Here is a 26,216-nt window from a genome sequence, read left to right on the forward strand (position 1 = left end):
CACCGCTGCTGACCGCGTGGCGAAGGGCCATTCGGTGACCGGGCTTGCGCTCGTTTCCGCTTTCTGGTGCCGCTATTGCTATGGCACCACAGATAGCGGCGCTGTTATCGAGCCGAATGATCCGTCATGGGATCGCCTGACCAAGCAGGCAGCGCGCGCCAAGGCCGACCCGGCTGCGTGGCTTTCCATGGATGATATTTTCGGAGCGCTTGCCGCCAATCCCGCCTATGTCACCGCGTTCAGCTCTGCACTGAAAGCAATCTGGCGGGATGGCACGGTCAAGACATTGGAACGCTATCTTGCAGGTCAGCAGTTTTAATTACAAAGGAGCTGCAATCAGATGCCCGGTCGCGGCGTGGCGCATGACTTCCATCGGCACGCCGTAAATCTCCCGAAGCTGATTGGGCTCCATCACACCGGCGGGTGTTGATTGGGCGATCAGGCGGCCACTGTGCAGCGCGAAGATGGAATCGCAGAAGCGGGCGGCCATGTTCACATCGTGTAGGACGATGAAAACGCTCAGTTCCTTCTCCTGCGACAGCTTGCGTACCAGCGACAGAACTTCCAGCTGATGGGCAATATCGAGCGCCGATGTGGGCTCATCGAGAAGCAGGCATTGCGCATCCTGCGCCACCAGCATGGCCAGCCAGACGCGCTGGCGTTCGCCGCCGGAAAGCGTATCGACAAGCCGGTCCGCAAAAGGTGCTATGCCGGTCAGTTCGATGGCCTCTTCCACCTTCGCCCGGTCGGTATCACCAAAGCGGCCCAGAGCGCCGTGCCACGGATAACGGCCAAGCGCGACCAGTTCCTTGACCAGCATGCCCGATGCGGATGCCGTCTGCTGCGGCAGATAGGCAAGCTTGCGTGCAAATTCGCGGTCGCCCCATTGGTCGAGGCGCTTGCCTGCAAAATGGATTGTGCCTCCCGACGCTGGCTGCTGGCGGGCAAGTATTTTAAGCAGTGTCGACTTGCCTGAACCGTTATGTCCGATCAAGGCTGTCACACTTCCTGCCGGTATCGACATGGTCAAAGGCTGCAACAGCGTGCGCCCGGCAACCGAAAAGCTGACATTCTCAAGTTCGAACAAGTTGGTCATCAATCGTCGTCCTCTGGCGCAGTGCTTTCCCTGCAATAACGCAGCTTTTCGAAAGTTGCCACAAAAACATGAGTAAGTTATACCTCTTTTAGATTAAGATTTCAGGAAAGCAGATTTGGGTTTCCATCCGCATATGAAAAGCCGGATCGAAGACGTCACCTTGCTGGACGACCTTCACTATCGCGTCTGGAATGGCGCGATTGCCGACGTGTGGTCTGTCGAATGTGGTCCCGGCGCGCGCGGTGAATATGTCTCGCAAGCGCCACGCCTGTTTCTCGTCTGCGAAAGCCAGGGCGCGCTCGATATCCGTCCCGGCAGCAAGGGGCGTGCCGTTGCGCAAGGCGCGAACCCTTCGCGTCTTTGCTATATTCCGGCGGGCATGACGATCTGGAGCGAGAGTGCGAGACCGGGTAAGCTCAAGCATCTTGATCTGCATCTCGACATCAACACGCTGCAGCAGCGCTTTGGTGGCGCGCTCGACAGGGCTGCGGTCGAGCGTCCACGCCTTTTGTTTTCCAATGCCAGGATTGAGCAGATCGGCGGGCTTCTGGCGGAAGAGTGCCTGTCCAATGCGCCGTTGCACGATCTCTATGGTGAAGGCCTGATCAACGCGCTTGTCGCGGAACTGTTCGGGGCGGAAGCGCAGCCGCGTGCAGGCGCGAGCAGGCTGTCACCATGGCGGCTCCGGCGCGTGACAGATTTCATCGAGGACAATTACGCGCGCATCATCCGCTTGCAGGAACTGGCCGATCTGGCTGGTCTGTCGGAAACATATTTCTGCAGCGCCTTCAAGGCATCGACGGGGGTGTCGCCCCATAGCTGGCAGATGGAGCGACGCATCGCGCGTGCGCAGGCGCTGCTGCTTCAGGCGCACACGCCGCTGCCGCATATTGCGGCGCTGGTCGGGTTTTCCGATCAGGCCCATTTCACGCGTGTTTTCAAGAAGCAAACCGGCACAACGCCGGCGGCATGGCTGAGACAACAGGTGTAGCAGAGCCACAGAAAGGATTGCTTTTTTACTGCACGCTGAGATGAACTGAAGATCGTTCAATTTGCCATAAAAACGAACAATCCTGCCGAATATTCTTGATATAAGCACTCATATTAACGCGCCCGTCTGCGGGGTCGCGGGAGCCTGTGAAGGTTCGCGTTTTTATCCGTCTTAGGGGTCACATCATATGCCGTCGATGAAGCACAATCTTCTCGTCCTGCTGGCAAGCGGTACTGCGCTTGCCGCCATTCCTGCCTTGGCGCAGGAAGACAGCAAACCCCTTCAGCTAAACACGGTTGTCATTCAGTCTGATGGAAATGGCGGCACCACGCGGGCCGACGGTGTTGCGCCGGTCCGGGGCTTTGTGCCTCAGGCGACCACCACCGGCTCGAAGGACAGCGTTGCAATCGACAAGATCCCGCAATCCGTATCGGTCGTCGGGCGCGATCAGATGGATGCGCTCGGCGCGCAGAAGATCGACGAAGCCTTGCGCTATACGCCCGGCGTGCTGGCGCAGCCTTTCGGCGTCGATAATGACACGAACTGGCTCTATATTCGCGGTTTCGACGCGACGGCCAATGGCACCTATCTCGATGGGTTGCAGAATTTCAGCTACGGCTTTGGCGGCTTTTTAATCGACAGTTTCGGTATCGAGCGCATCGACGTGCTGCGTGGTCCGGCATCGGCTCTTTATGGCGGTGCCAATCCCGGCGGTATCGTGAATTACATCAGCAAGCGCCCGACCGGCGAACGCCTGCGCTATCTTGAGGCGGGCATCAACAGCTATGGCAATGGCTATCTCGGCTTCGACATTGGTGACAAGGCGACGGAGACGGTTAATTACCGCGTCAACGGCAAGATCCAGGGTGGCGACAACTATACGGATTTTTCCAAGGAATTTCGTGGCGTCATCTCGCCAAGCATCGAATACAAGCCGGATGAATCGACCAGCCTGACCATTCTGGCCAACTATACCCATCTGGACCTGACGCATGATGGCGGCTTTCTGCCTTACTATGGTACCGTGGTGCCGACCGAGTTCGGCAAGATTTCGCGCAAGGCGAATTTTACCGAGCCGGATGTCGATTCCTATAATCGCGAACAGCTATCGATCGGCTATGAATTCGAACACACATTCGACAGTGACTGGACCGTCCGTCAGAATGTGCGTTACGGCTTTGCCAATGTGAAGGAGCATAGCCTCTACCCTTACGGCTATGACGGATTTCTGGCGCAGCCAGCTGCTGGCAATCCCTACCTCGCCCGCATCAATTTCAAGCACGATACCACGGTCAACACCTTTCAGGCTGATAACCAGCTTGAAGGCAAGGTGACGACCGGGGCCATCGACCACAATCTGCTGTTCGGCGCGGAGTACCGCTATTTCCGCATCGACCAGATGCAGCAGACCGGCGGCGCAACGATCATCGACGCCTATAACCCGGTTTATGGCGAGCCGCAGGGGCCTATGTGGGACCCCTATATTGATCAGGATCTGCGCCGCAATCAGGTGGGTGTCTATGCGCAGGATCGCATGGAATTCGGCGATGGCTGGATACTGACGCTGAATGGTCGTTACGATCATGTCTGGACTGAAGCCTCAGGTCTGCCGAGCTTCGAATATGATACGGGCCGCTTCTCCGGTCGTGCAGGTCTCGGCTATGAGTTCGAGAACGGCATCACGCCTTATGTGAGTGCTGCGACCTTCTTCAATCCGATTATCGAGACCCTGTATGACGGCAGCTATGCCAAGCCGGAAACCGGCGTTCAGTATGAAGCCGGTGTCAAATATCGCCCGGCATTCTTCGATGGCCTGATCACCGCGTCCTTCTTCGATCTGACCAAGGAAAATTCGCTGACCGGCTCCAGCTTTGCCCGTGAACAGCTCGGCAAGGTCAATTCGCGCGGCTTCGAACTCGAAATGCAGGCCAATATTGCCGAGGACTGGAAGGTGACGGCAAGCGTGACCGCCTATGACCTGAAGGTCAAGGAAAACGCCTCGGACCCAACGCTGGTCGGCAAGCGTCCTTATCTCCTGCCGGAGCAACAGGCTTCGGTCTTCGTCGAGTATAAGGTGCCCGAAGGCGCGCTGAAAGGCGTGACGCTGGGCGGCGGCGTCCGTTATATCGGCTCGTCCTATGCCGACGAGCAGAACACGCTGAAAGTGCCCGCTGTGGCACTCGCCGATTTGAAACTCGGCTATGAAAAGGATAATTGGGGCATCGATCTCAACGTGACCAATCTTTTCGACAAGGATTATGTTGCTGGATGTCAGGGCGTCTATGTCTGCGGTTATGGCGAGGGCAGGAAGGCTTTGCTCAAGGTGCACACCAAGTGGTGATGCGACGGTTTTCGCCGCGCGTTCCGTCATGACAGTCACCCGTCGCGCGGTTCTCGGATTCGCAGGCGCCCTTTTTGCGGCGCCTGCACTGCGTTCGGCCCATGCCGCGACGATGCGTTTTGCGGTGATCGACTGGGCCATGCTTGAGACCGCTCTGGCGATCGGCGCTGTGCCGGTGGCAGCGGCAGAACTGCGCCAATACAGGCAAATGCAGCTTGAGCCGGCGGTGCCGGAAAATGTCGCTGATCTTGGTCTGCGCGGAGCGCCCAATCTTGAGCTTCTGCGCATGATGGAACCGGATCTGATCGTCGCGTCCAATTTTTACGAATATCAGCGTGCAGCCTTCGAGCGCATCGCGCCGGTCTTCGCGCCGACTGTCTATAGCGCCGGTCAGCCGCCCTATGCGATGCTGGAAGAGGCGACGTTAAGTCTTGGGGAAAAGCTCGGTCTGGCTGCGGAAGCGCGCGCTTACGTCGCGACTGTTGCACGCGAGATTGCGGAGGCGCGGCAGCGCTTCGCTGCGATACCGGGACGGAAGGTCTTCGTCATCAGTCTGGGCGATGCCCGGCATTTTCGCGCTTTCGGGCGCGACAGCCTGTTTGGCGATGTGCTGGTTCGGCTCGGTTTTGAGAATGCGTGGACGCGCGATACAAGCTATTCAGCCGCGGCGCCGGTGGGGCTGGAGCAATTGGCCGAAACGCCGGACGCATCCATCGTGATCGTCGGCCCGACCGATCCTGAAACGCTTTATCGTCTGCCGCAAAATGCCTTGTGGAACGCGCTGCCCGCTATCCGTGAAAAGCGGGTTCTGTTTCTGCCGCCGCTCGATCATTTCGGCGGATTGCCTGCCGCGCGCCGCTTTGCCCAGCTTCTTCGTGAAAACTGGAAGAGCAGCCCATGACGGAGAAGAGTGTTGCAGGCATAAGGCCGCTGCTGTTCTGGGCGCTGCTCGCGCTTGTCGCGGCACTGATGGCCGCTTTCGAATTCACGCGGGCGCTGAATGCCCCTGCCGGTTCACCGGAACTGCTGGCGCTGCACCGGGTCATCGCGTTTGACACCGTCTTACCGCGCAATGCTATGGCCCTGATCTGTGGCGCAGGCCTTGGGCTTTCCGGCCTGCTGTTGCAGCAGGTTTTACGCAATCCGCTCGCCGAACCCTCGACGCTCGGCATTGCTGCCGGAGCGCAGCTCGCCATGACGGCGGGTATACTTTATCTGCCCGCAGCCTTCATCTTTCGAGAATGGCTGGCTTTGGCGGGCGGTCTGGCGGCGGTCAGTCTGGTGCTGGCGCTCAACTGGAAACGCTCGCTGGAACCCGCTTCTGTCATTCTCTGCGGAATGATCGTGTCGCTGACCGCAACGGCGGCAAGCACGGCGCTCATCCTCGCCAATGGCGAATATGTGTTCTCGCTGTTCGTCTGGGGCGGCGGTTCGCTGGAACAACAAAGCTGGGGGCCGGGCATTGCGCTCTCCCTGCGGGTTCTGATCGGCGGCGGGATTGCCTTCTTCCTGCTGCGCCCGTTGACATTGCTGGCGCTCGACAATGCCAATGCGCGCAGCCTCGGCCTGTCGCTGGCGGCAAGCCGCCTTCTGGTGATTGCCATTGCCGTCTGGCTGGCGGCAAGTATCACGGCAGAAGTCGGCATATTGGGCTTTGTCGGTCTGGTCGCTCCGACGCTGGCGCAGCTTTCCGGCGCGCGCCGTCTCAAGACAAAGCTGATCGCCGCGCCCGCCATTGGGGCAATTCTGCTCTGGTTGACCGATGGCTGCGTCAGCCTGTTGCAGGCCGTCACCGGCGACCGCCTGCCGGTGGGCGCTGCGACTGCATTGCTCGGCGGTCCGCTGCTGCTCTGGATGCTGCCGCGTCTGCGCATGTTTGAATGGCCATCGGGCCAGAGCGAGGCCAGCGCTGTTCGCCTCAAGCGTACCGGCTTGTTCTTCGCCATTTTGCTGCTGCTTGTCCTGCTTGTGGCCGCCATCACGCTGGGTCTCGGCCGGGGGCAGGACGGTTTTGTCCTTGCCCGTGGTGAAGTGTTCGATGCGCTTTTCGACTGGCGCGTGCAAAGACTTGCTCTTGCGGGCCTATCGGGCGGCATGCTGGCATTGGCCGGAGCCATTCTCCAGCGCATGACGGGTAACACGCTCGCCAGCCCCGAAATTATGGGCGTCGGCCTTGGTGCTGGTGCGGGTTTGGCGGTGGTTCTCCTGCTTCCCGTCGCAAGCCTTTCCCTGCAATGGCTGGGCGCTTCCATCGGCTCGGTGCTGGCGCTGATCTTCATTCTGGCGATTGCCGCGCGCAGCGGTTTTGGTGCGGAAAAGCTGCTTCTGGCCGGTGTCGGCCTTGGCGCTATGGTCAGCTCCATTCTGACAGCCATCATTGCAACCGGCTCTCCACAAGCCTTTGTCCTGCTCGGCTGGTTGAGCGGTACCGGCACGCAGGCGACGCCTATGCAGCTTTGGCTGGCCGCTCTTGCGCTGGCTGCCAGTTTCACGATCCTGCTTGCTTTGTCGCGCTGGCTCGACATTCTGCCGCTTGGTTCGGTGACGATGCGCACCCTCGGTCTTTCGCTCGTCCTGCCGCGTCTTGTGATCGTGCTGATTGCAGCGCTTCTGACAGCGATTGCATCGATGATGGTGGGGCCGCTCTCGTTTGTCGGGCTGATCGCTCCGCATCTGGCGCGCAATTTCGGCCTGCATACGCCGAAGCGCTTCCTGACGGCATCCATGCTGATCGGCGCGCTGATGATGGTAAGCGCCGATTGGCTCGCGCGGATGGTGGCCTTTCCCTACAATCTGCCGCTTGGCCTGTTCGCCTCGCTTCTGGGTGGGGCCTGCTTCATCGCGCTGCTATCGCGGCGCGGGTAGCCTTTATGACGTGGCCTTCGCCGGGGCGGTTCTAAGCACGCGCCAGCCGAGAAGACTGAAGCCGATGGTCATCAGCGGATTGAGAATGTTGAAAAAGCAAAAGCCGAGATAGGCGGTGGTGCTGACCCCCAGCGCCGCAGCCATATAGGCGCCGCAACTGTTCCATGGGATCAGCGGAGACGTCACGGTTGCGCTGTCGCCAATCACGCGGGAAAGAAGTGCCGGTGCCAGTCCGCGATTGGCAAAAGCCTGCTTGAACATGCGCCCCGGCAGGGCAATGGAAATATACTGATCGGACGTGACGACATTCGACAGGACAGCGGTTCCTGCGACGGTCGAGATCAGACTGGCATCGGATTTCGCGCGATGGATCAACGGGTCGATCAGGCGATTGAGAATGCCTGCATGTTCGATTACCGCGCCAAAGGCGAGCGCCGTGATGATGAGCCAGATGGTCGTCATCATGCTCGCCATGCCACCCCGGCTGAGAATCATGTCGATATCGGGATCGCCGACGGAGCTCGTATAGCCGGTGGCAAGCGCCAGCCATGCGCCTTTCAATAGGGCGAGCGCACTGGGAAGTGCTGCATCATTGGCAAATGCGATCACCCGTTGTGGGTCCATGATGACGCCCTGGATAGCGCCTGCCAAAGCGCCGCTGAATATCGCCACGACCGGAGATACCCGCGCTACCGACAGCACGAAGACCAGCAGCAGGGGCAGGAAAGCCCAGAGCGAAACCTGAATCTGGCTGTCGATCTTTGTGAGAAGCGAGCTTGCGTCAAAATCGTTTTGCTCACCAAGAAAGCCGAACAGCACAATGGACAAAAGCAAAGCGGGGATCGAGGTCCAGAGGGATTCCCGGATGTGGTCGAATATTTCCGAACCGGCGGAGGCGGCCGCCAGATTGACCGTGTCGGAAAGCGGCGATGCCTTGTCGCCAAAATAAGCGCCGGAAATGACGGCGCCCGCTGTGATTGCGGGGGAAAGGTCCATATGAGCCGCGACACCCATAAGCCCGATGCCGATAGTGCCTGCGACGGTCCATGAACTGCCGATGCTGAAGGCCACCACCGCGCAGACAATGGTGGTCGTCGCGTAGAAATAATCGGGGTTGAGAAGCTTCAGCCCGTAATAGACCATGGACATGATCGTGCCGCTGAGCGCCCATGTGCCAATCAACGCGCCAACCGCCATCAGGATGAGAATGGCGGGCAAGCCGGTCGCGATCCCGTCAACAACGGCGGCGCGGACCGCGGCCCAGCTCGATCCGTTCTTATAGGCAACACCGGCGGCGATCAGCCCGCAGACCGCAAGGGCGATCTGGTTGGGGCCGGACGAGGCCGCATCACCAAACAGATAATAGGAAAGGGCGAGGAAAACGATAAGCGCAATACATGGAACAAGTGCATCCAGCATGGATGGAATATGACCGCCAGTGGTCGGCGCCGGTTCGTTTTCGCTCACCTTGTGGTCTCCCCTGATAGCGACTTTAGTAGATTAAACGCTGAAAACTCCGGTCTTCCCTCAAAGACCGGAGCTTCCAATATTTCATTCAATGCCAGGTCAGTTTTGAAAAGCCTGTACTGACAATGGTTCCTTTTTTGCCATCGACAATGCCGGGAATGTCGGCCAGCGCGCCGATGGCGGCGGATTTTCCGGTCGCCTTGGCAAAATTGCAGGCGGCATCCACCTTCGGTCCCATCGAACCTGCCGGAAACTGATAGTGCGAAAGGGATTCCGGGGTCGCTTCGTGGATGCCCTTTTGCGTCGGCTTACCCCAGTCGGTAAAGACCGCTTCGGCGTCGGTCGCCATGATGAAGAGGTCGGCGCCAAGTTCACGTGCGAGAAGCTCGCTCGCCAGATCCTTGTCGATGACGGCCTCCACGCCGCCAAGCGAGCGTTCCTTGCCTTTCTCATACATGGTGGGAATGCCGCCGCCGCCCGCGCAGATGAGAATGGTGTTCTTTTCAAGCAGCCATTTCAACGGGCGAATTTCGAAAATCCGCTTCGGAAGCGGCGAGGGCACAACCCGTCGCCACTTGTCGCCGTCCTGCTTGAAGGTCCAGCCTTTTTCGCCACGGATGCGGTCGGCATCGTCTTTGGAATAGACCGGGCCGACGAACTTGGTCGGGTTTTGGAAGCCGGGATCATCGCCATCCACCTCAACCATGGTAAGGACGGTTGCGATGGGAATGTCGAATGGCAGAACATTGCCAAGTTCCTGTTCCAGCATATAGCCGATCATACCTTCCGTCTGGGCGCCAAGCACGTCCAGCGGATAGGCCTCGTCAGGCTTGTAGGCAGCGCCCTGCAAGGCAAGCAACCCCACCTGCGGACCATTGCCATGGGTGATGATGACCTGATGGTCCTTGGTGACCGGCGCGATGGCTTCGACAGCGGTGCGGATATTCCTGCGTTGCACCTCGGCTGTCATCGGCTCGCCGCGCCGTAAAAGGGCGTTGCCGCCCAATGCGATGACGATGCGCATTCTCAATCTCCAATCGTTGCCACAAGCAGGGCCTTGATGGTGTGCAGACGGTTCTCCGCCTGTTCGAATGCGATATTGGCGTGGGATTCGAAAACTTCGTCGGTCACTTCAAGACCGTCCGAGATGCCGAACTGATCGGCAATCTGCTTGCCCACGACGGTTTCGGTATCGTGGAAGGCTGGCAGGCAATGCATGAACTTCACCTGCGGATTGCCTGCGGCTTTCATCAGCGCAGCATTGACCTGATAGGGCTTCAGCAGCTTGATGCGTTCGGCCCAGACTTCCTTCGCTTCGCCCATCGACACCCAGACATCGGTGTGGATGAAGTCCACGTCCTTGACCGCCGCCTTGACGTCATCGGTGATGGTGACCTTTGCGCCCGATGCAGCGGCGAGGTCTTCTGCAATCTTGCGATATTCGTCAGCGGGCCACAGTTCTTTCGGTCCGCAGATGCGGACATCCATGCCCATCAGGCTGCCGACGATCAGAAGCGAATGACCCATATTGGACCGCGTGTCGCCGACATAGGCATATTTGATCTGGGGGATCGGCTTGTCGCTGTGTTCCCACATGGTCAGCACGTCGGCCAGCATCTGTGTTGGATGATATTCATCGGTCAGGCCGTTATAGACCGGTACTCCGGCATATTTGGCCAGCGTTTCAACACCGCTCTGCGATGAGCCGCGATATTCGATAGCGTCATACATACGCCCCAACACACGCGCCGTGTCCTTGAAGGATTCCTTGTGGCCGATCTGGGATCCGGCAGGATCGAGATAGGTGACATTGGCGCCCTGATCCGAACAGGCGACCTCGAAGGCACAGCGGGTGCGTGTGGAGGTCTTTTCAAAGATGAGGCAGATTTCCTTGCCTGACAGGTGCTTTTGTTCGGTGCGGGCATATTTGGCGCGCTTCAGATCGCGCGCCAGATCGAGCAGGAAGCGGAATTCGCGTGGCGTGTAATCCTGCACCGTGAGGAGGGAACGATTGCGCAGATTAAAGCTCATGATACGTCTCCAAAACTATATAACGTTGCGATGGAAGTCCGGTCCTCAGACTGGATCGCGCCATATGGGGCAAGTCATGCAATGCCCGCCGCCCCGACCACGGCCCAGCTCTGAACCGCGAATGGTGATGACTTCAACGCCCGCCTTGCGCAACAGCGTGTTTGTGTAAGTGTTGCGGTCGTAGGAAACCACCACGCCGGGCTCCAGCGCGACGACATTGTTGCCGTCGTCCCACTGTTCGCGCTCGGCTTCGTAGGCGTTGCCGCCAGTTGCCACCGAGCGGAGTTTCTTCAGTCCCAGCGCTTCCGCCGTCACTTCCAGCAGGTGCTTTGTTTCGGGACGAACGGCGATTTTTCCGTCGTCGCCCGGATAAATGCTGAAGCAGCGAATTTGGTCCACGACTTCGCCAAAAATGGTCACGAGGTCGCGGTCGCAGAAGCTGAACACCGTATCGAGATGCATGGCCGCACGGCTTTTCGGCATCACACAGGCGATGACGCGGGTGGCGGCATTGGCGGCAAACAGCGCTTCCGCCACCTGACCGACAGCCTGATAAGTTGTGCGTTCGCCCATGCCGATCAGCACAACGCCATTGCCGATGGGCATGACATCGCCGCCTTCCATCGTGGCGTTGCCGTGGTCGGTGTCGAAATCGCCCCACCAGATTTTGAAATCGCCGTCCTTGAATTCCGGATGATATTTGTAGATGGCGCGCTGGATCAGCGTTTCCGGCTGACGGGCTGGCCAGAACATCGGGTTCACGGTCACGCCGCCGTAAATCCAGCAGGATGAGTCGCGCTGGAACAACGTGTTGGGGATCGGCGGAATAATGAATTCCGTACCGCCCAGCACGTCCAGCATCAGTTCCTTGCCCCATATGTCCGGCAGGTCGGAAACGGCCACGCCGCCGATGAGAAATTGGGCCAGGTTTTTTGATGGCAGTTCATCCAGCCAGGGGCGCATGGAATTGGCGACATTGCGCCCGATCTGATTAGGCAGAATACGCCGGTCGAGAACGAATTGGCGTGCTTCCTTGTCGTCCAGCGTTTTGGCGAGCAGGTCCTGCATTTCCAGAACCTCCACGCCGCGCTCCCGCATTTTGAGAACGAAGTCGAAATGGTCCTTCTGGGCCTCGTGCACCCAGATCACATCATCGAACAGAAGGTCATGGCAATTGGCTGGCGTCAGTCGTTGATGGGCGAGCGATGGGCTGCAAACCATCACTGTGCGTAGCTTGCCGACTTCCGAATGCACTCCAAATTGTCTCATCTCGATGCTCCTGTTTGAAAGGGTGATCTGGGCGGGAAGATTTTCCGGTAGCCGGCAAAAGATCGTTCCCGTGGATGAATGCGTCAGAAAGGGGTGATAACTCCCGTCCACATCAGATAGATGGCGACGAGGGCGAGCAGGGTTATGCCTGCCGCGATCCAAACTTCATGTCCCTCAAAGATCGGTTCTCCATGTTCCTTGCGGGCTTTCGCGTAAACCAGAATGCCGGGTGCGAAGAGCACCGTGCACATCAGTAGAAAGCTTAGTCCCGCCGCGTAGACGAGCCAGACGCCGTAGAGCGTCGCTATCAGGCTCACCCACAGGTCTCGCCGTCGCGACTTGCTGTTGGCGCCATATGTCTCGCCGCTGAGCGCGAGTTTCAGTGCAAAAGCGCCGGAAAACACATAAGGCGGCAGAATGGCGACCGATGCGATGAAGTAGAAGAACTGGTAGGCGCTTTCGGAAAAATAGGTCAGCAGCAGGAAGAACTGAATCGCGAGGTTCGTTGCCCAGAGCGCATTGGCTGGCGACCCGTTCTTGTTCTCGACCGCAAACCACTTTGGAAATGTGCCGTCGCGACCGCAGGAAAATGGGATTTCCGCGCAGAGCAGGGTCCAGGACAGGAAAGCCCCACCCACTGAAATCAGAAGGCCGATATTGATGAGCAGCGCGCCCCAATGACCGACAAGCGGCTCGAAGACGCCTGCCATGGAGGGCACTTTCAACCCGGCGAGTTCCGGCTGGCTCATCAGCCCGGTCGAGAGCAGCGATACCAGCACATAGATGCCGAGTGCGCCGAGAAAGCCGATCACGGTCGCGCGGCCCACATCCTTGCGGTTGGCGGCGCGGGCCGAATAGACGCTGGCGCCTTCAATGCCGATGAACACCCACAGCGTCACCAGCATCGTGCTTTTGATCTGGTGCGTAATGCTGCCAAGTGTGGCTTCCTCACCACGGCCCCAGAAATTGAAGGTGAACTTGTCCCAATGGAAAGCAACGATGGCGATCAGGATGAACAGCATCAGCGGCACAAGTTTGGCTATCGTCGTGACGATATTGACGAATGACGCCTGCTTGATGCCGTAGAGGACAAGCGTATGGATCAGCCAAAGGCAGATTGATGCGCCGATGATTGATGGCAGGTTGGAACCGTCGCCGAAAACTGGGAAAAAGAACGACAAGGCCGAGAAGATCGCCACCGCATAGGCAACATTGCCGAGAAAGGCGCTGAGCCAGTATCCCCAGGCGCTGTTGAAGCCGATAAACGATCCGAAACCGGCCTTAGCATAGGCGTAAGGTCCGGCATCGAGATCGGGACGACGATTGGCGAGCGACTGATAGACGCGCGCCAGCATCAACATGCCGATGCCGGTGATGATCCAGCCGATAATGATTGCGCCCGGCGATGCCGCGCGAGACATATCCGATGGCAGATTGAAGACGCCGCCGCCGATCATCGATCCCAACACAAGCGCAATCAAAGGAAACAATGTCAGTTTGTGCGGCTCTTTTTCTGCCGTGACTTGCCCACTCTGCGTATCGGCCATGCAATTCTCCAATCGTGCGCGATTATGAGCATGAAACGAAATTTCACAGACAATGATGTGATCGCTAATCTCACGTCATTGATCAAGATCAATGGTATAATTATTATTTATCAACTGCATAAATGCAGAGTTCGCAACTGATATTAGCGCAAATTAAATAAAGTCAAGAAATTTTGTCAACTTAAAATGATTTTAGATATTTCATATTTGGATAAACTATGAAATTTGACTGTTAATCAGCTAAACACGTTAAATAATATTTCTCGAATCGCGCAGTCTGCTTGAGATATATTTAATTGATACGAAAATACTCGGGCGTCAATGGCAGTCAAGCCATGCGCCGGTTGTGGTGGACCGATATCATTTTTTTTTAAGAGCCGATGAGCCGCGAAGCGGTCCCGGCTCATTCTTCAATAAGGTTTGTTTTTCATGCGATCCCCGCGATACGCGTTTGATCTACACCGCGACCAGATCCAAAGCTGGCTATTAAGCAAACAATAAATCAGACCAAGCTAACGGAAAGCTATGGCAGAGCTGGATTTTATCAATATGGTTTTCTTTAAAAAATTCGGGTGGTGCCGCGTTTCAAGGCCGGTCGCGCAAATGGGTTGCGCAGAGCGCCCACATTGCGGGGATGGCCGCCAGCGCAAGGGCGCCGACGATGGAAAAGAAGACGCCATAGCCGAAATATTGGGCCACATAACCCGCCGCCACACCGCCCGCCATGCTGATCAGCGCATCCATGCATTGAAACAGCGTGAAATCCACCCCTGCCTGGCGCGGGTCAGACCACAGCATAAATTGCGCATAAAGCGCGACGAAACCCAGCGCCACAACGCCGGATGAGCTGATAATCGCAACCGCTATCAATTGCACGCTGGCGGTCTTGTCGCCGGCATGTATGGCGAAAAACAGGAAGCACAGCGCCTGAAGCAAGAGCGCTGCAGCCAGTATCTTGCGCATGCCGAAGGCGCGCACCAGACCGCCACCGGCAAGCGCTGCGGCAAGGCCGACAAACATGCTTCCGGCACCGTTCAGCAATCCGACGGTGGTGAGGTCGAGACCGGTATCGATCAGGAAGGGTCCAAGCATTGCGAGCCCCGCCTTCTGTGCGATGACATAGACCGCTGCCGCCGCCAGTCCGCGCCGGATATCACGCCGCCGCAGTGCTGCCGCAAGCGATGGCACATGCGGGCGCGTTTCCGCGACGGAACCTTTGCGGGCGAAAAGCGCGAAGGGCAGGCCGAGGAGCACCAGAATAACCGCCATTGTCCAGATGGCGATATGCCAGTCGAATGCGCCGACGAGAACGAGAAACAATCCCGCGCCGATCGCCGAACCGAGATAGGCGCCGCCAACCTGTGCGGCATTGCCCCAACCGTAATTGTCTTCCGACAGGCTTTGCACGGCATAACCGTCGCAGGCGATATCGACGGTGGCCGTTGCAAAGGCGATCAGCATCAATATGCCGAGAAGCGGATAGACCTGTGATGGGTCGATAAGCCCGATAATCAGAAGGCCGATGACCGAGACAGCGCCGCCGCCCAGAATGATGGTTGCCGTTCGGGCGGCACCGCTATGCGGCAGCCGGAAACGTTCCACTGCGGGCGCCCAGAGAAATTTGAGCGCCCATGGCAGTATGATCAGCGAAACGAGGCCGATGCGGTCGAGCGGCACGCCGCTGTCGCGCATGATGGCAGGCAAGCCTGACCAAGTGATACCGCCAATGACGCTTTGCGCCACATAGAGCCCGCTGATCGTCAGGAACACGCGGGCTGGCGCGACGGTCGGTGACGGCTGGTCGGCCTGTTTCTGCATCGACGTCATCAGAAGCGATAGCGTAGGCTGCCGAATATCTGGCGGCCTTCCTGCTGGTAGCAATAGCCAGCGGTGCAGACCGGATCGCGATTGTCGAAGATGTTCTTCGCATTCACTTGCAGCTGCATGCCGTCGAGCTTCGGATTGCGATAGCTGAAGTCATAGGACAGCGCCGCATCCACCATGACACGCGAGTCGTTCTTGAAGGTGTTTTCGTCATCGCCATAGCTGGAGCTGACATAGCGCACACCGGAGCCAAAACCGAGGCCAGCCAGCACGCCGTTCTCGATCTTGTAATTGCCCCACAGCGACAGCACGTCATTGGGCGTGCCGGAAAGCTCGTTGCCTTCCGTACCTTCGGTGCCGCCTTCGGTCTTCACGCGCAGATGGGTGTAGGACGCGATGATGCCGAGACCGTTATCGAGCGTGGCATTGGCTTCCAGTTCGAAGCCACGCGAGTTGAGATCGAGCTGGCGCTGCTTGTTGCGATCCGCCGAGGCGACGAGGACGACACCGTCTTCCTGATCGATATCGAAGAAAGCGGCACTCACTACGGCATTATAGCCGGGGATTTCGTATTTGACGCCGATTTCCTTTTGCGTGGCGATGGTCGGCTTGGCGACATGTTTGTCGTCGCTGGCGATATCGTCATAGACGAAGCCGATATTGGGCGAGAACGAGGTGGAATAGTTCACATAGGGGATGAAGCCCCATTCCGTCTTGTAGGCTGCGCCGACGCGACCGGAGAAGGCGCTGTCCTTCTGTTCGCTTTCCGAATAATCCACATCGGTGGTGTTGGTTTTCACCCAGTCATAACGGCCGCTGCCGAACAGGGTGAAATTATCCCATTCGATCTGGTCATGGGCATAAATGCCGACCTGATTCATCTTCTGCCCGCCATAATAGGGCACGTCCTGGGCCCGCATGTCCTCGACGGACACATAGGACAGGCCGCTATAGGCGTTATAATCCGACCAGCCATAATCGATGCCAGCGATGGCCTTATGGGTCATCGGGCCGGTGTCGAAATCGAACTGCGCCATCGTATCGACGACAAAATTCTTCATCCGCTCGGTGTAATGGCCCCAGTAGCGTGACAGGTCTGTGCTGCCTGCTGTCGTGTAATGGCCGCTATATTCGAGATCGGCATCGACATCGCTGTAACGCAGGTTCTGGTGGATGGTCAGCAGGTCGTTGAAGCGATGTTCGAACTCATAGCCGATGCGGCCCTGGTTCTGAACGAAGTCGTTATAGGCAGGGTCGCCCTCATAAATATCCGAAACCTCGCCATAGGACGGATTGTAGAAGGCCGCCGTTCCACCGGTCTTGGAGCGGGAAAACTCGCTTAGAACCGTGAATTTCGTGTCTTCGTCCGGCTTCAGCGTGAAGGCTGGCGCGATGTAATATTTGTCGTCGGGATAGCCGGGCAGTTCGGTATCGCTTATGCGGCCAAGGCCGGTGATGCGATAGAGGAAGGTCTTCTCGTCATTGGCGGGGCCGGATACGTCGAAGGCAGCCTGATACCGATTATGGTTGCCGAACAGCAGTTCCACTTCGCGGAAATCTTCGTCCTTCGGGCGCTTTGTGACGACATTGACGATGCCGCCGGGGCCGCTGACGCCATAGAGCGACGAGGCCGGGCCTTTCAGCACCGTGATACCTTCAATGCCGTAAGGTTCCGCCTTCAGCCATGCGGAAGGGCCGTTCATGACGCGGAGGCCGTCGCGGAACATGCCGTTGTAATAAGCGGGAAAACCGCGCAGGTAGAACGCGTCATAGCGCGTATCGAAACCGTAATTGTTGGGATTGGCGCTTGCCGTATAGCTCAGCGCATCGTTGAGCGTGTTCGGCTTCTGGTCTTCCATCTGGCGCTGCGTGACGACGGAAATCGACTGCGGAATCCGGGCGATTTCCGTGTCGATCTTGGTGCCGTCGCGATCCTTCTTGGCGACATAGCCATCCTGCACCAGCGTATCGTTGCTCTGCGACTCGATGGTCACGGTGTTGAGCACCAGAGGCTGCGAGGCGTCCTGCGCAAAAACGATGGCAGTGGAGGCGAGAAGGGTGGAACTGGCGAGTGCAAAGCGTAGCGGGAGGCGGAGAGCAGGAGTCGGCATGGATGTCCCTCGAACAACGATCTTGCGTCGCTCGGCTCCCCCGATCCGGCGATGCAAATTTGAGTATGAGACTCCACTATAAAATTGACTCTAAAAGTCAACTATAAGCAGTTCATTAAATTAGCTCTCAATGATATTGCGCTGCGGCTTGCGATTTTTCTGCAACAGATGGGCGCTGCGGCGTGCCCTTTGGCGTCAGCGATTGCGAAATTGCGGCGGGCGCTTTTCGGCACTGGTAGAGATGCTGATGAAGCTGACTGCCCCGGAACAGCAAGCGCTTCGAGGGCAGGTTGAGCCCTCAAAGCATGAGTGGGACGCTTATCGCGCCAGACCTGCATCCTTCAGGAACTTGACCGATGGCATGATCTTGTTCTTGTCGCGCAGTTCGAGGATCAGGCGCGGATTGCTTTCGAGTTCAGCCAGAGCCGCGAAAACGCCATGCCAGCGGATGGTGCCTTCGCCGATGCCCCAATGACGATCCGCATGGCCGTCCGCGTCCTGCAAATGAACATGCTGCAGGCGGTTGCCCGCACGACGGATGAAGTAATCGACCGGATGCGCGCCCAGCGAACCATAGGTGAAATGGGCATGGCCGGTATCGACCGAAACGGCGACCGATGACGACTGGAAGCTGTCGGCGAGCAGGCAGCGGGCATCGGTATCGATATCCTCGATATTTTCGATCACCAGCGTGCAGCCGATTTCTTCGGCGCGGTTGACGACCGGCGCCAGCGTTTCATGGGCGTAGTCGATGATCTGCTGGCCGCTTTCGACAAAATTGTCGAGATTGTTATAGGTCCAGAAATTATAAGGGCTGTGGATCACCATCTGCGTGGCGCCGATGAATTCGCAAACCTCCAGTCCCTGAAGATAGCGCTGGGTGACGATCTTGCGAATGTCTTCGTCCTGATTGGAGAAGTTGAGACCCCAGAATGGACCATGAATGCCGAGGCGGCCCTTATAACCGTTGAGCAGAGTCTTGATGCGGCTTGCAGGCGTCTTCCAGTCGGCCTTCAGGAGAGCGACATGGACAAAATCCTGGATCTCCAGATCGCGGTTTTCCGACAGGATGAAATCGAGATTTTCTTCGAGATAGGACAGCGGCACGGCTGCGCCGAGAAGCGGCAGGTCGGACATAATCAATTTCCTGGATTGACCGGATGGCATGGGATGAAAGCGGTCCTGCCTCGCCTCCGGACTAAAGTGCAGGCAGAACCGTACTTGTATCGCCTTTCAGGCTGCTGCTTCAGCCAGCGCCAGACGCGACGCGATCACCAGATCGGGGCTGTCGGAGGTGATGTAGGCAACATCGCGCTCCATCCAGCGGTCGATCAGCGCGCGGTCGTTGAGCGTCCAGACGCCAAGGCGGTCATCGAGAAACAGCGACGTGATGCGGTCAAATTCGGCTTCGAACAATTCGTGATGCACGCCAACATAACGGACCAGAGGTTCCACGCTGCGGAAGAAATTTTCCAGCCCGCCATTGCGTTCCACCCATTGCGCGTTGAGCGAAATCAGCCGGTCGATTTCTGGCGCAACTTCCGCACAGCGTTCGACGACACTGCGGTCGAAGGAGTGCAGCACCACATGGTCGCCAATATTGCGGGCGCGGATGATTTCGACGGCCTTTTCCACGAGGCCTTCATAGGGCTTACCGTCGGCATCGGATTTTAGCTCGATATAGAGATGCACGTCCGGGCGCGTTGCGAGAACGTCCAGCACTTCCTCAAAGGTCGGGATGTGATCGCTTGTGACGGTGCCCTGTTCGTTTTTCAGTCGGACAGCACGGCGACCGGCATCGTCGAGCGCGCGCACATTGCCGGAACCGGTGGTGGTGCGGTCGAGCGATGCGTCATGAATGACGAGTATCTGCCCCGCATCGCTCAGGTGAAGATCGAACTCGACGCTGTCGATTTCGAGAGCCAGAACGTTGCGAAAGCCGGTGAGCGAGTTTTCCGCCCACAGATTGCGCGCGCCGCGATGGGCCATGATCTTTTTCATGTCTGTATGTCCTATTGAACGGTTGGGTCGAGCTTGTCGCGAAGCCAGTCCCCGAGAAGAGAAATCGAAAGTGTGGTGAGAACGATCACCAGCGCCGGAGCCAGCATTATCCATGGCGCGCGTGTCAGATATTCGCGCGCGAACCCAACCATGTTGCCGAGCGATGATTCCGGCGGCTGAACGCCGAGACCAAGGAAGGAAAGGCCGGATTCCATCAGGATGATTTCCGGGAATGTCAGCGTCATCGAGACGATCAGCGTCGAGGCGACATTGGGCAGGATGTGGCGGAAATAAACGCGGAACGGTGTTGCGCCAAGCTGCACCACGGCGCTGGCATAGCCCTGCGCTCCGGCGGAAATGGCAAGGCCGCGCGCGATGCGGGCATAACGCTCCCAGCCGTAGAAACCCATCAGGCCGATCAGCAGCGGCATGGAATTGCCGAAGAAGGCGAGCACTGCAAGCGCCAGAACCATAAAGGGCAGGGCGGCCTGAAAATCGGCCAGCATCAACACGATATGTTCGACCCAGCCGCGAAAGCGGGCGGCAAGAAAACCCAGTAAGGTGCCGAAGACGGCAGAAAGGATCGTCGCGCCAAAGGCGATGACCAGCGACACGCGGATCGACTGTATCAGCCGCGAATAGACATCGCGGCCCAACTCGTCGGTGCCGAGCCAGTGTCCCGGTGATCCCACCGGAACAAGCCGCGCCATCAGGTCCATCTTGGTGATGGAATAGGGCCGCAGATAATCCGCGAAGATCACGACGAACAGCATCAGCGCGAGCCAGAAACAGGCAAAGGCGACGCTCATCGGCATGGAGGTGCGTAGGCGAGTGATGAGCGCGGGCGCCTTGACGGCGGGGGCAGGGATAAGGGCGGTATCGGTCATGGCCTTCCTCAATGCGCGGCTTTGGTGCGCAGGCGCGGGTCGAGAACGCCATAGAGCACATCGACAACAAGATTGGAGATCACCATGCAGCTCGCGATAATCAGCAGCAGGCATTGCACCACGGCGAGGTCGCGATTGGCGACTGAGACCACCAGAAGGCGACCAATGCCGGGCCATGAGAAGATTGTTTCGACCACCACCGCCCCGGCGATGAGCGCGCCCACCATGAAGCCCACGATGGTGACAATCGGCACGGACGCATTGGGCAAAGCGTGTTTCCACACCACATCGCTCCAGCTGATGCCTTTGGCCGATGCCGTGCGGATATAAGGCTGTCCCAGCACTTCGATCATGGCCGAGCGTGAGAAGCGCGCCAGAATGGCCGTGCCACCAATTGCGATGGTGAGGGTTGGCAGAATACCGTGGACCCACGTATCGCTGCCGCCGGACGGCAATACGCCGAGCTGTACCGAGAAGATCAGCACCAGCACGAGGCCAAGCACGAAAGATGGCACGGTGAAGCCGAGGATCGAAAGGGTGATGACGCCACGGTCAGCGATGCCCTGACGGTGCAGCGCGGCATAGACACCTGCCGGAATGCCTAGGCAAAGCTTGATGATCAGCGCCGGAATGGTGATCTGGAGCGTGGCAGGCACACGTTGCAGCACCAGATCGATAGCCGGCGCCTTGTCGCGCATCGAGATGCCGAAATCGAAGCTCAATATGCCTTTGAGATAGGACAGATATTGCAGCCAGATGGGATCATCGAGACCCCAGGCCTTGCGGAAGGCATCGATGGATTCCTGCGGCGCATCGGGACCAAGCATGATCTGCGCCGGATCGCCAGACAGGCGCAGCACCACGAAGGCAAAGGTCATCACCAGAAAGACGGTGATCAGCGCACGGATGAGGCGGGAGGCGATGAAAGTAAGCATGGGTGCCTCACGCAGCACTTTTTGCCGGCTCAACGAAGTGACAAGCCGTGCGCCGGTCAAAGCCGGTCGATTCCAGATCGGGCATCGTTGTCGGGCATTGAAAGCCCGCCACCGGACACCGGGGATGAAACACGCAGCCGCTCGGGCGGTTTGCGGGGTTTGGCGGTTCACCTTTGAGGATCATGCGCTGGTTGAATTTCTTGCCCGGAATGGGAACCGAAGACACCAGCGCCTTGGTATAGGGGTGCTGGGGTGTTTCGAAAATCACGCCGGAGCTGGCCTCTTCAACGATCTTGCCGAGATACATGACGGCGACGCGGTCGCAGATGTTGCGCACGACTTTCAGGTCGTGGCTGATGAACACCATGGCGATGCCGTGTTTTTCCTGCAGGTCGCGCAGGAGATTGACCACCTGCGCCTGAATAGAAACATCAAGCGCGGAAACCGGCTCGTCGCAGACAAGCAGCCTTGGGCTGGTCGCAAGGGCGCGGGCGATGATGACGCGCTGGCGCTGGCCGCCAGACAGTTCGTGCGGATAGCGTTCACCCTGATCGCGGCGCAGTCCAACGGATTGCATCAGCTCGCCGACACGTTCTTTGAGTTCCGCGCCGGAGGCGATCCCGTGAATTTGCAGCGGTTCGCCGATCTGTGTCGCGATCGGCAGGCGGCGATCTAGTGCCGCCAGCGGGTCCTGAAAAACAAGCTGCATTTGTGCCCGCAGTTTGCGCCAGTCGGCTGTGTGGCGGCGTGGCAATGGCTTGCTGTCGAACAGAACCTGACCTTCGGTGGCGTCGTCTATGCCGAGCAGCATGCGTCCAAGCGTGGACTTGCCGCAGCCGGATTCACCGACAATGCCAAGGGTCTCTCCGGGCCGGACACGCAGGCTGACACCATCCACCGCCTTGACCGGATCGGCCTTCTTGAAGAGGCCGTCGCTTCGGTAAACCCGAACCAGATTGTTTGCTTCGAGCAGGAAACTCATGCCAGAGCGCCTTCTGTCGGGATAGTACGGCTGTGATAGAGATGCGATGCCGCGCTTTCGCTATGGGGGTGGAAACAGGCCACCTTCTGGCCGTTGCGCATCTGCAAATCGGGAATTGCGCTCGTGCATGCTTCGCTGGTTTGCGAACAGCGGGGCGCGAAGGCGCAGCCTATCGGCAGATTGCGCGGGTCGGGTACAGTGCCGGGAATGGCGCGCAGGCGCTCACGTCCGCCGTCGAGGCGCGGGATGGCTTCGAACAAGCCGCGCGTATAGGGATGCTGCGGCCTGTCGAACAAGTCGACGGTCGGGCCGCTTTCAACGATGCGCCCGGCATACATGACGCAGAGGCGTTCGCAAATCTGGCTGACCGCGCCGAGATCATGGCTGATGAAAACCACCGCCATGCCGGTTTCGCGGCGAATCTGATCCAGAAGATCAAGGATCTGCGCCTGGATGGTCACATCGAGCGCGGTGGTCGGTTCATCGGCTATCAGCACATCGGGCTGACCGGCCAGCGCGATGGCTATCATCAGCCGCTGGCACTGCCCGCCGGAAAACTCGTGTGGATAGAGATTGAAACGACGCGCCGCATCGGGAATGCCGACGCGTTCCATCAGCTGGATGGCTTCGCTGCGCGCTGCCGTGTCTTTCAGTCCGCGATGCAGCGCCAGCGATTCAATGATCTGATGGCCGACTTTCTTGACGGGATTGAGCGACGAACTCGGGTCCTGAAAGATCATGGCGATGCGCCCGCCGCGAACGCTTTCCTTGACGGAGCGGGCGGAGCCGACCAGTTCCTGACCGTCGACGTTAACCGAACCTGACACAGAAGCCTTGCCGGGGAGAAGCCCAAGCGCGGCAAGCCAGGTTACGGATTTTCCGCAGCCGGATTCTCCGACGAGGCCGAGCGTCTCGCCACGGTCTACATCGAGATCGATCCCGTGCAGAACCTGCACGCCGCTGAAAGAGACCTTCAAGTCCCGGATGGAGACGAACGCCACGGGCGGCACCTTTTCATTGAGAGTAAGAAGGCTGGCATAGTGAAATGCCAGCCTTGGTCAGTGGATCAAACGTTCCAGTTGGTGGAACGGAAATCCATCGCGAATGCCGGTGCGGCTTTCCAGTTCAGTTCCTTCTTCATGCCGGTGAAGACGGCATTCTGATGCAGAACATTGTAGGCCGGGTCTTCCCGCTCGCAGATTTCCAGCATGCGCTTGATGGCCTTCTTGCGCTGGTCGCGGTCGGTGGATGTTTCCATGATGACCGACAGCTTGTTGACCTCGTCGTTCGACCAGTCCTTCTTCTGCTGCGCTTCGCCATTCGGGCCGAACTGGACCACCAACGGGGTGATCGGATCGTTGATGTTGTTGGATGCCGACCAGTCGCGGACGCCCTTGACGCCTTCCGGGTCGTGAACCTGCGCCCAGTTTTCCTTCATCTCGATTTCGACATTGAGGCCCACCTGCTTCCACATTTCCACCAGAACTTGCGCCGTTGGCGTCTGGTTGGTGTAGTAGTTGTTCAGCAGACGGTAGGGGATGGGGTCGCCCTTGTAATTGGCCTGCTTGAGCAGATCGCGTGCCAGTTCCGGGTCGAATTTCGGCGGCTGCCAGTCGTCGATGAACATATCGGAGGTGCGGAAGCTCTCAAACTGCATGCCAGCCGGTACGACCGTCTGTCCGGCCCACAGCGCATCCACAATCGCCTGACGATCGATCGAATGGGTCATGGCGCGGCGCACGAGCGGATTGCGCAGGATTTCGTTCTGCGTGTTGAAAACCGTGATGCGGTGGTTCCAGATGGTCGAGCTCTGGATTTCGAGGCCCGGATTGGCAGTAACAGTGCTGATCTGGTCTGGCGGCAGGTCGCAGGCAAAATCATACTGGCCGGAGATAAGGCCGTTCACGCGGCTTGCAACTTCCGGCACTTCGACAAAGCGGATCTGCTGCAGCGGCGGCTGTCCGCCCCAATATTCGTCATGGGCTTCAAGAACGAGTTCCACATCCGGCTTATAATCGGCAACCTTGTAAGGTCCGGTCGTGACCGGCTTGCGTGCCCATTCGGCATAAGACTTGGATTCATCCCAGGCGCGCTTGTTCGCGATCTGCGAGCCGAAGGCATAGAGACGGCCTTCCAGCGTCACATCCGGCGTCGCATTGTGGAAACGGACGGTATATTTGTCGACAGCTTCGACACCGCGCAGCGCAGGCCAGAGACGGCGCGAAATGCCCGGAATGGCGGCGGGCAATTCCTTGGCCGTCTGCGGTTTGAAATTGGCTTCGTAAAGCGTCTTGCCGCCAGCAGGCTCGGTGCCTGCAAAAAGGCGCTCGTCGGAGAAGGAGAAGACCACGTCTTCGGCGGTCAGCTCATCGCCATTGTGAAATTTCACGCCCTGACGCAGCTTCAGTTCGATGGTCTTGTCGTCCAGACGCTTCCATTCCGTGGCAAGGCCCGGAACCGGACCTTGATTGCCCATCCAGTCGCGCAGGATCAGGCCTTCCCACAGGTTCGGGAAGAACACGCGCTCGCCGACATTCGACTGTTCGTTCCAGATATCGAGCGTGTTGTTGTTGGTGATCTTCTGAACCGCGACGGTGACCGAGCGGCGCTGATTGGCGCGGACGATCCCCGGCATGATGAACGTGCCAGCGGCAGCGCCCATGAGACCCAAAGCGTGACGACGGTTGATAAGCATGTTTTCCCCGTTCCGTAGCGGCCACGGAAATCCGCTGGCCAGACTAAAACTGAGGGCGGGGAATAGGCCTCAAATGTAACAGGCTTTTCTCAGTTTATTGAAGCTTTCTTGACGCTGTTGTGTGTATGTCAATACAAAAGCATATATATCTAGTTGTATATCGAATTTATTGCTTATTTATACGTGTGAAATCTTTTGTTGCAGGATAGCGATTTATCGGGCCGCACATGGCCATGCTAATTTTTTTTCATCCCCGCTTTCCGCCGATCATGACCTGCCGTACCTTTCGCCTGCAATCTGATTTGATCCGCGGGGTGTGCAAGCAGTGTTGACGTCCATCGATACCGGCAATCTGGAAAAACTCGCCTCGCAGCGCGTCAATGGCGTTGGCGGGCTGACCGTCCATTTCAAAGATGGGCGGACCCGCATTTCCAGGCTTTATCAGGAAGGCGCGGCCAAAATCCGCATGCCGCAAGTGGCGCGTGATCCGCTGGAAGCGATCCTGATCAACACCTCCGGCGGACTGACCGGCGGCGACCGGCTGCGCTGGGATGTGGAATTGCAGGAAGGTGCTTCCGCCGTCATCACAACGCAGGCCTGCGAGCGAATTTATCGCTCCGGCGGTGGCGATGCGCGCATCGCTACACGCATCAAGGCTGCAAAAGGCACGCGTCTTGCATGGCTCCCGCAGGAAACCATCTTGTTCAACCGTTCCGCGCTGTCGCGGGGGCTGGATGTGGAGATGGAGGAAGGCGCGGACGTGCTGCTGGTGGAGGCGACTGTTTTTGGGCGACTCGCCATGGGTGAGGCGGTCGAACAGGCATCGTTCAGTGATCGCTGGCGGGTGCGGCTTGGCGGGCGTCTGGTTCATGCGGAAGAGTTCCGCCTTGGGCCTGATGTTGCCGCTGAATTGCGGGCGAGAGCGGTCGCCGATGGCGGGCTTGCCGTTGCCACGGTGTTGCTGGTTTCGGATCAGGCCGAACGGCAACTGGGGGCCGCACGCGCGATCATCGGCGAAGAGGGCGGCGCCAGCATCTGGCAGGTCGGCGGCGCCTCGAAGCTCATGGCGCGGCTTTATGCGCCGGACAGTTATGCCTTGCGCAAGCGCCTTGTTCCTTTGCTGGCGCTGCTTAATGGAAAGGCAGGGCTGCCCAAAGTTTGGTCAATTTGAATT

21 protein-coding genes are annotated in these 26,216 nt (G+C 58.4%); 6 read left to right on the plus strand and 15 right to left on the minus strand.

Annotated features, from left to right (window positions below; genetic code table 11):
* Positions 1–319, plus strand: a 319-nt coding sequence (locus D8666_RS21950) for a mannitol dehydrogenase family protein (RefSeq protein ID WP_503591168.1), incomplete at its 5' end; no start/stop codon positions are given.
* Here the strand turns inward: D8666_RS21950 and D8666_RS21955 are convergent.
* The gene (locus tag D8666_RS21955) at positions 320–1,096 is read right to left on the minus strand and encodes an ATP-binding cassette domain-containing protein (protein ID WP_109366952.1); all 777 of its coding nucleotides are present in this window, start codon (positions 1,094–1,096) and stop codon (positions 320–322) included. It abuts the gene before it with no gap.
* A 115-nt stretch (positions 1,097–1,211) separates the two neighbouring features.
* On the opposite strand from D8666_RS21955, the gene D8666_RS21960 reads away from it, so the two are divergent.
* From D8666_RS21960 to fhuB, 4 genes are all read left to right on the plus strand, one after another.
* Entirely contained in the window at positions 1,212–2,087 is an 876-nt protein-coding gene (locus D8666_RS21960) for a helix-turn-helix transcriptional regulator (RefSeq protein ID WP_109366953.1), read from the plus strand.
* A 187-nt stretch (positions 2,088–2,274) separates the two neighbouring features.
* Complete coding sequence (locus D8666_RS21965) at positions 2,275–4,428, plus strand: TonB-dependent siderophore receptor (protein WP_109366954.1); 2,154 nt, start codon at positions 2,275–2,277, stop codon at positions 4,426–4,428.
* 28 nt (positions 4,429–4,456) lie between these two features.
* Positions 4,457–5,329: an iron-siderophore ABC transporter substrate-binding protein gene (locus tag D8666_RS21970; protein ID WP_235859047.1), complete on the plus strand. Its 873-nt coding sequence runs from the start codon at positions 4,457–4,459 to the stop codon at positions 5,327–5,329.
* Positions 5,326–7,293: a Fe(3+)-hydroxamate ABC transporter permease FhuB gene (gene fhuB / locus D8666_RS21975; RefSeq protein ID WP_109366955.1), complete on the plus strand. Its 1,968-nt coding sequence runs from the start codon at positions 5,326–5,328 to the stop codon at positions 7,291–7,293. Before D8666_RS21970 ends, fhuB begins: the two co-directional genes overlap by 4 nt.
* Before the next feature lie 3 nt (positions 7,294–7,296).
* On the opposite strand, the gene D8666_RS21980 is transcribed toward fhuB, so the two are convergent.
* From D8666_RS21980 to D8666_RS22045, 14 genes are all read right to left on the minus strand, one after another.
* Positions 7,297–8,760 (minus strand): Na+/H+ antiporter NhaC family protein, encoded by a 1,464-nt coding sequence (locus tag D8666_RS21980; RefSeq protein ID WP_209446017.1) that lies wholly within the window; start codon positions 8,758–8,760, stop codon positions 7,297–7,299.
* Between the two features lie 88 nt (positions 8,761–8,848).
* Complete coding sequence (gene arcC, locus D8666_RS21985; protein WP_109366956.1) at positions 8,849–9,784, minus strand: carbamate kinase; 936 nt, start codon at positions 9,782–9,784, stop codon at positions 8,849–8,851.
* A 2-nt stretch (positions 9,785–9,786) separates the two neighbouring features.
* Positions 9,787–10,791 (minus strand): ornithine carbamoyltransferase, encoded by a 1,005-nt coding sequence (locus D8666_RS21990; RefSeq protein WP_121539445.1) that lies wholly within the window; start codon positions 10,789–10,791, stop codon positions 9,787–9,789.
* A gap of 45 nt (positions 10,792–10,836) precedes the next feature.
* Positions 10,837–12,060 carry an arginine deiminase gene (arcA, locus tag D8666_RS21995; protein ID WP_121539446.1) on the minus strand — a complete coding sequence of 408 codons (1,224 nt, stop codon included), beginning with the start codon at positions 12,058–12,060 and terminating at the stop codon, positions 10,837–10,839.
* Positions 12,061–12,143: 83 nt separating this feature from the next.
* Complete coding sequence (gene arcD / locus D8666_RS22000) at positions 12,144–13,607, minus strand: arginine-ornithine antiporter (protein WP_109366959.1); 1,464 nt, start codon at positions 13,605–13,607, stop codon at positions 12,144–12,146.
* 585 nt (positions 13,608–14,192) lie between these two features.
* A complete protein-coding gene (locus tag D8666_RS22005) occupies positions 14,193–15,434 on the minus strand; it encodes an MFS transporter (protein ID WP_235859048.1) in 1,242 nt (413 codons plus the stop codon).
* Positions 15,434–17,542: a TonB-dependent siderophore receptor gene (locus D8666_RS22010; RefSeq protein ID WP_121539447.1), complete on the minus strand. Its 2,109-nt coding sequence runs from the start codon at positions 17,540–17,542 to the stop codon at positions 15,434–15,436. Before D8666_RS22010 ends, D8666_RS22005 begins: the two co-directional genes overlap by 1 nt.
* Positions 17,543–17,860: 318 nt before the next feature.
* A complete protein-coding gene (locus D8666_RS22015) occupies positions 17,861–18,679 on the minus strand; it encodes a sugar phosphate isomerase/epimerase family protein (RefSeq protein WP_109366961.1) in 819 nt (272 codons plus the stop codon).
* Positions 18,680–18,775: 96 nt separating this feature from the next.
* Positions 18,776–19,543: a glycerophosphodiester phosphodiesterase family protein gene (locus D8666_RS22020; RefSeq protein ID WP_121539448.1), complete on the minus strand. Its 768-nt coding sequence runs from the start codon at positions 19,541–19,543 to the stop codon at positions 18,776–18,778.
* Between the two features lie 11 nt (positions 19,544–19,554).
* Entirely contained in the window at positions 19,555–20,430 is an 876-nt protein-coding gene (locus D8666_RS22025; protein WP_109366963.1) for an ABC transporter permease, read from the minus strand.
* An 8-nt stretch (positions 20,431–20,438) separates the two neighbouring features.
* Complete coding sequence (locus D8666_RS22030) at positions 20,439–21,365, minus strand: ABC transporter permease (protein ID WP_109366964.1); 927 nt, start codon at positions 21,363–21,365, stop codon at positions 20,439–20,441.
* Between the two features lie 7 nt (positions 21,366–21,372).
* On the minus strand, positions 21,373–22,347 hold the full coding sequence (locus D8666_RS22035; protein WP_121539449.1) for an ABC transporter ATP-binding protein: 975 nt from the start codon (positions 22,345–22,347) through the stop codon (positions 21,373–21,375).
* On the minus strand, positions 22,344–23,348 hold the full coding sequence (locus tag D8666_RS22040) for an ABC transporter ATP-binding protein (protein ID WP_121539450.1): 1,005 nt from the start codon (positions 23,346–23,348) through the stop codon (positions 22,344–22,346). The genes D8666_RS22035 and D8666_RS22040 overlap by 4 nt, the downstream gene beginning before the upstream one ends.
* 65 nt (positions 23,349–23,413) lie before the next feature.
* On the minus strand, positions 23,414–25,042 hold the full coding sequence (locus D8666_RS22045; protein ID WP_121539451.1) for an ABC transporter substrate-binding protein: 1,629 nt from the start codon (positions 25,040–25,042) through the stop codon (positions 23,414–23,416).
* Positions 25,043–25,370: 328 nt separating this feature from the next.
* Here D8666_RS22045 and D8666_RS22050 point away from each other — a divergent pair, with 328 nt between their 5' ends.
* Positions 25,371–26,213: an urease accessory protein UreD gene (locus tag D8666_RS22050; RefSeq protein WP_121539452.1), complete on the plus strand. Its 843-nt coding sequence runs from the start codon at positions 25,371–25,373 to the stop codon at positions 26,211–26,213.
* Positions 26,214–26,216 lie beyond the last annotated feature (3 nt).

This window comes from Ochrobactrum soli, assembly GCF_003664555.1.
Lineage (GTDB): Bacteria > Pseudomonadota > Alphaproteobacteria > Rhizobiales > Rhizobiaceae > Brucella > Brucella teleogrylli.